We start from the raw sequence: 4,554 nt of genomic DNA, 5'->3' as shown, positions 1-4,554 counted from the left end.
CTCAAAAAACTTTCCTCCTCGGACCTCTCCCTTAAGCCCCTGGTCGGCCTGATGGCGGCGGTCGTCTTCGTCATCTCCTGCATGCCAGTGCCCGTGCCCATCGCAGGCACCTGCTCCCATCCCTGCGGGACGGGAATCTCTGCCATCCTTCTGGGACCGGCCATCAGCGTCTTGATCGCCACTGTAGCTTTGCTCATTCAGGCCCTCTTTCTCGCCCACGGTGGATTGAGCACCCTTGGGGCGAACGTGGTCTCCATGGGCGTGATGGGGTCTCTTGCGGGTTTCATCACTTTTAAAGTATTGCGTTCGATGAAAATGAATCTTGCCCTCTCTGGATTCATGGCAGGATTGCTTGCAGACTGGGCAACCTACTTCACCACTTCTTTTGAACTGGCCTCAGGAATCAAGGGCGATTCTCCCATGATGCCTCTTCTATGGAAGATCTTGATCGCTTTTATGCCTACCCAGATCCCACTGGGGATCCTCGAAGGAGCAATGACCGCTGGCATGGTGGTGCTCCTGTCCAGAAAGCGGCCCGATCTTCTGGTTAAAATGCACGTCTTAAAACCAAAGGAGGCCATATGAAGGTTCAAAACACAATGCGCCATCTTCAACGTTTTCTAATCGTTCTGGGGCTGATTACTCTGTTTCCTCTCCTTTCCATAGCCTCTGAGAAATGGCCGGGCGTGGACGAGACGGTCATCGAGAAGATTGCTCAGGAACACGGCCGAGAGGCAAAGGAACCCCTGATCAACACAGACCAGGGGGACCTTCTCCTCTTTCTCTTTCTCATGGCAGGTGCGATCGGAGGATTCGTGGCAGGGTATAACTGGAGGGTGCTCCTGCAGGACAGAGGAGAGCCGTTGACAAGGAGAAATGGAGCGATTCGCTGAGTCTTTTAAAAGAGACCATCTCCTTTCGAGGATGGATGCGAGGGTGAAGCTTCTGGTCACCCTGATTCTCCTTCTCATGGTCATCAGTCATCGGGGCTTTATTCTTCCAGGCCTTATCACCCTGCTCTGTCTGGTTACGATCCTCCACATGAAGATTCCCTTCCGGGCCTTTTTGCTCAGGCTTTCTGAACCTGTGCTCATCTCCTTTGTCATCGTCATCCTGAAATGTTTCTTTTCGGGGAGGGAGCCCCTCTTTTCCATCGAGCTGATCGGGTTTACGCTTTCAGGCTATCGAGATGGTCTGATGGAGGGGCTGAGGATCGTGAGCAGGGTTCTTTCGGCCGTCTCCATTGTGGGCCTATTAGGATTTTCGACTTCCTTTGGAGAACTTCTGGCGGGTCTTTCCTGGTTAAGGGTCCCGAAAGGTTTGATCGAGGTTTCGATCTTTGCCTACCGTTACCTCTTCGTCCTGCTGGAGGATGCCGCGGTTATCTACCAATCCCAAAAGGTTCGCCTCGGCTACAGTGGTCTCGCCCGGAGCATCGGTTCCTTTGTCACCCTGTCGGGCGCCTTGGTGCTCAAGGCCTTTGAACAGAGCGAGCGGATCGCCTCCTCCCTGATTCAACGAGGTTATGATGGTCATATCCCCCTTTGGAAGGGAAGATCTTTCAATCCTACGGAGGTCCTCTTCTCGGGCCTCTTCCTCATCGCCATGGGAGGGATATGGATCGTCGGATAAGGCTCTCCGCCCGGATCAAAAGCTTTCGATATCCGGACGGGACCGTCGCCCTTTCCGATCTGGACCTCGACATCCGCGAGGGAGAAGTGATCGGCCTCTTGGGAGCCAACGGCTCTGGAAAGACCACCCTCCTCAAGGTGCTGGATGGGTTGTTGAAAGATTTCGAAGGGGAGGTCTTGCTCGATGGCCAAGAGGTGAGACGCCTCCCCTCGAGGGAGATCTACCGGAAGATGGGGCTCGTCTTTCAGGATCCCGACGACCAGCTCTTTGGCGCAACGGTCTTCGAGGATGCGGCCTTCGGACCGATCAACATGGGATGGAGTGAAGAGAAGATCGCCTCCCACGTGAAAGAGGCCTTGAGGTCGGTCGACCTGGCGGACTATGCGGGGAAACCCATTCATCATCTCAGCTACGGCCAGAAGAAGCGGGCCTGCCTTGCGGGCCTTTTAGCGATGGACCACGAGATCTTGCTTCTCGACGAACCGACCGACGGCCTCGATCCAATGGGAGAGCACGAGATGATCCATCTTCTGATGAGGCTGAATCAGGAGAAGAAGATCACCATGGTCATCGCCACCCATCGCGTCGACCTCGTCCCCCTTTTTGTGGACAGGCTCTATATCCTCAATCAGGGGAGGATCGTGAAAGAGGGGAGACCTGAAGAGGTCTTTACAGCGCCTGCCGAGATGGAGAGGTTCGACCTGAGGCTTCCCCTGATCGCTGAGCTGATCTACAGGCTTAAGAACGAGGATCGGCTCCCTTTCGATCGGATCCCCCTCACCATCGGAGAGGCGAGAAGGGAGATCCTCAAGTTGGTCGGGTCTGGGTCAGCTTAAGGGGAGGAGCCGATGTCGGGGTTGAGAAAGGGCTATACGACAGGGACTTGCGCCCAGGCGGCGGCAAAGGCCGCGGGGCTGATGCTGGCCACCGGGAAGAAGGTCGAATCCGTCGAGGTGGAGACGCCATCGGGCCTGAAGCTCCGTCTTCCCATCATCGATCCGGCACTCGGCGAAGGCTTCGCCAGATGTGGAATCGTCAAGGACGCAGGAGACGATCCCGACGTAACGCATGGGACCAAGATCTATGCCGAGGTTCGATTTGTGGAAGGAAGAGGCGTGACCATAAAGGGTGGCGAAGGAGTTGGCATCGTGACGAGGCCGGGGCTTGCCGTCCCGGTGGGCCAACATGCCATCAACCCAACGCCCAGGAAGATGATCCTCAGGGAATTATCCGAAATCTTTTCGGAGGGAAGGGGTCTGGAGGTGATCATCACCGTTCCAGATGGAGAGTCCTTGGCCAGACGCACCTTCAACCCTCAACTTGGAATAGTGGGCGGGATTTCCATCCTTGGCACGACCGGGATCGTCGAGCCGAAGTCGATCGACGCCTACAAGACATCCCTTTCCTTGCGTCTGGACGTGCTGCGGGCCGAAGGAGAGCGAAAAGCAACCCTCGTCCTGGGCTATGTCGGAGAGCGCTACTGCCGGGAGATCCTGGGCCTCTCCGGAGAGTCCTTCATCAAGATCGGGGACCATGTGGGCTTCATGCTGGAGGAGTGTTCGAAGAAGGGCTTCGAAGAGGTCCTCCTCATCGGCCATATCGGGAAGCTCGTCAAGGTGGCGGCTGGTCAGTTCGATACCCACTTTCGATTCGGAGACCGAAGGATGGAGACCATCGCCCATTATGCGAAACTTAAAGGGGCAAGCCCTGATGTCGTCGAGGCCATCCTCAGGGAAAAGACGGCCGAGGCGAAGATCCCCATTCTGAAGGAGGCGGCTCTAACAAGGGTTTTTCAGGAGGTCGCCCTGGAAGTGGTCAGGAGGATCAAAGGCCTCTTGGAAAGGGATCTCCTGATCGAATGCATCCTCCTCTCCCTCGAAGGGGAGGTTTTGGGAAGGCACCGTGAATAGGGTTTTCGTCATCGGAATCGGACCGGGAACAGAGGACTACCTCCTCCCCGTTGCGAAAAAGGCGATCGAGTCCGCCGATTGCCTGATCGGCGCAAGGCGAAACCTCCGTCCCTTTCAGCCCCTCGGCAAGGAGGAGATCCTCATCGAAGGGAATTTCGACCAGGTCCTCTCCTTTCTCCAGAGGGAGAGGGAGAGGAAGAGGATCGCCGTGCTCGTCTCAGGAGATCCTGGGCTCTACAGTTTCCTGGGCCGGATCTCCCGTATCTTAAAAAAGGATGAATACACCGTCATTCCCGGGGTGAGCTCTCTCCAGATCGCCTTCGCCAGGCTGGGAGAGGGATGGGAGGATGCCACCCTCCTGAGCCTCCACGGCCGGAAGATCGACGATCTGATCCCGAAGATCAAAGATTCCTCGAAGGTCTTCCTCTTCACCGATCCGGCTTTCCCACCCCAGAAGATTGCGGAAGCGCTCTTAAAACAGGGCGTGGAGAACCGGAAGGCCATCGTGATGGAGAACCTGACGTATCCCGACGAAAGAATCCTCGAGACCGACCTTCTTCATCTCAAAGAGATGGAAGGCTTCGGGCTGAGCGTGATGATCCTGAAAAAGAAAGAGGAGGCGGAGAAGGAGTGAAAGGAGACTTTTTAACCTATTCCCCTTTGTCTAAAAGAGGCACGGGATGGAGAAAGAAATGAGGAAGCCCCTTCGAAGAGTCGTTTCCCTTTCCCCTTCGATCACGGCCAACCTCTTCTTTTTAGGGTTGGGATCGATGGTCGTGGGGGTTACAGAGCAGTGCCTCCTGCCGGAAGAGAGCGAGGACAGGGAGAGGATCGGATCTTTTGCCTTCCCCGATCCTGAAAAAATCGCCTCTTTGAGGCCGGACCTGGTCGTGGTCCAAGGAAGGATCCACGATCCATACCTGAAGGCATTGAAGGACCGCAACATATCTACCTTTCGATCTTCACCAAAGACGGTCGCCGGTATCTTCCAGGAACTTGAGACGTTGTGCGC

General features: G+C 55.9%; 7 protein-coding genes. All 7 read left to right on the top strand.

The window, feature by feature from the left end:
- Positions 1–585, top strand: a 585-nt coding sequence (locus N3G78_14715) for an energy-coupling factor ABC transporter permease (GenBank protein MCX8119168.1), incomplete at its 5' end; no start/stop codon positions are given.
- Positions 582–893: a cobalt ABC transporter permease gene (locus N3G78_14710; GenBank protein MCX8119167.1), complete on the top strand. Its 312-nt coding sequence runs from the start codon at positions 582–584 to the stop codon at positions 891–893. The genes N3G78_14715 and N3G78_14710, both read left to right, overlap by 4 nt.
- Positions 877–1,632: a cobalt ECF transporter T component CbiQ gene (cbiQ, locus tag N3G78_14705; GenBank protein MCX8119166.1), complete on the top strand. Its 756-nt coding sequence runs from the start codon at positions 877–879 to the stop codon at positions 1,630–1,632. Before N3G78_14710 ends, cbiQ begins: the two co-directional genes overlap by 17 nt.
- Entirely contained in the window at positions 1,629–2,468 is an 840-nt protein-coding gene (locus N3G78_14700; GenBank protein ID MCX8119165.1) for an ATP-binding cassette domain-containing protein, read from the top strand. The genes cbiQ and N3G78_14700 overlap by 4 nt, the downstream gene beginning before the upstream one ends.
- 12 nt (positions 2,469–2,480) lie before the next feature.
- Positions 2,481–3,542: a cobalt-precorrin-5B (C(1))-methyltransferase CbiD gene (gene cbiD, locus N3G78_14695; GenBank protein ID MCX8119164.1), complete on the top strand. Its 1,062-nt coding sequence runs from the start codon at positions 2,481–2,483 to the stop codon at positions 3,540–3,542.
- On the top strand, positions 3,535–4,176 hold the full coding sequence (cbiE, locus tag N3G78_14690) for a precorrin-6y C5,15-methyltransferase (decarboxylating) subunit CbiE (GenBank protein MCX8119163.1): 642 nt from the start codon (positions 3,535–3,537) through the stop codon (positions 4,174–4,176). Before cbiD ends, cbiE begins: the two co-directional genes overlap by 8 nt.
- A gap of 46 nt (positions 4,177–4,222) precedes the next feature.
- The coding region (locus N3G78_14685) for a helical backbone metal receptor (GenBank protein MCX8119162.1) at positions 4,223–4,554 on the top strand (332 nt) is incomplete at its 3' end.

It is taken from the genome of Thermodesulfobacteriota bacterium (assembly GCA_026415035.1).
Classification (GTDB): Bacteria; Desulfobacterota; BSN033; order BSN033; family UBA1163; genus RBG-16-49-23.
The sequence above is the reverse complement of the archived record's forward strand: the minus strand, read 5'-3'. Positions and strand labels throughout refer to the sequence as shown.